This is a genomic window from Amphibacillus indicireducens, assembly GCF_039539605.1.
In the GTDB taxonomy this organism is placed as follows: domain Bacteria; phylum Bacillota; class Bacilli; order Bacillales; family Amphibacillaceae; genus Amphibacillus; species Amphibacillus indicireducens.
In genome coordinates, this window is record NZ_BAABDL010000121.1 from 1 (window position 1) to 1387 (window position 1387).

Below are 1387 nucleotides of genomic sequence, written 5' to 3' on the forward strand. Positions count from 1 at the left end.
TGTAATATTAATTCAAATAACTAAGTCATGTAAAACATTGTATTGTATTTTACACAAAATTATGGACTTGACTAAAATCCCCGATATAATATTTTAATATAATTTAATTATTCTGATGTAACCACCTTCTGTAATTGATGATCTGTAAAATAATTAACATTATATTTACCCCTTCAAGAAAAGCTATATAATCATCAATTGAATAATTTGAATATTTATTAATGAAAAATGCAAATAAAAATAAAATGCTATTATATACTATAATCTCAGTGATTATACTTTTGTAATTTAATTTTAAATATTTCTTCAACATTTTTATCACTCCTCAAGCAGTCTTAGGTTAACATCAGATAACATCTCCAAAGTGCTTTAGTTTGAAGTAAATTACTGTAATTTGTTAATCGAGCTAACGAAAATCTCTGTTAGCTCGATTGGTGTATTTCCTTTCAAAGTCTCCCATCATCGTTAACCCTATAACTAATACAGTAACAGCGTAGCCAGAGCGGTTCCCATTTGCCCTCCAAGATATACTGTTTTCTCTCAATTTACTGTATCTCTAGAAAGAATTATTCCTCTTCCTTACTTTCAAATAGATTAAAAAATAAAAATCTATATATTACAAAAGTAAATACAACAAAGTAAATAATCTCAAACATTATATTTGAGAGACTCATTATATTCAAAATTCTATAACTAGCATGGTTTGTACTAATACATAACAACATTGCAGCTACTAACTCAAGTGCTCTCATTGGACCTTTAAATATATTATTTGCTCGATACAAATTAAATACTTCTCTAAATTCGGATGCATTCATACCTTTGTATAGACCGAAAAATATTGAAACAATCAATATTAAGAAAGTTACTTCAGAGTTATTTCCTGCTTCAATATATGCGTAAATGTTGAATAAAACCAAACCTATTATAAAAATAATAGGTTTGGTATACTTATTACGAGACATCAAATAGTAACCGTCTTAGACCAGCTAACAAAAGGAATATTAACCCCTACACTGATTCTTTTAAGTTTATTTTTCACAGCATAACCAACAACTCCAGCAGTAGTTGCTGTAATTGCTGCTGCTGCACCAGCTCCCCAAGGTCCTGTAAGGGCTAGATCTTTTACATACCAACCTACAACACCTGCTGCAAACCCACCAGCTACTACTGCTGCCATACCTCTTGTCTTAGCACTTAGATTAATATGAAGACCTACAAACCCACCTCCATCCAAATACATCATTTCTTCTTCTTCAATTACTGCATAACTTGCTGGTAATACCATTTCCATTTCTAACACTCCTCTTATTATTTTCGTATTGTCTAAAGTTTTATAGTAAAAACCTTCGTTTTTATTGATATATAGCCTTTTAACACAAAAAAA

General features: G+C 29.9%; 1 protein-coding gene. It reads right to left on the bottom strand.

The window, feature by feature from the left end; genetic code table 11:
- Positions 1–964: 964 nt before the first annotated feature.
- The coding region (locus tag ABD814_RS11220) for a hypothetical protein (protein WP_344913186.1) at positions 965–1387 on the bottom strand (423 nt) is incomplete at its 5' end.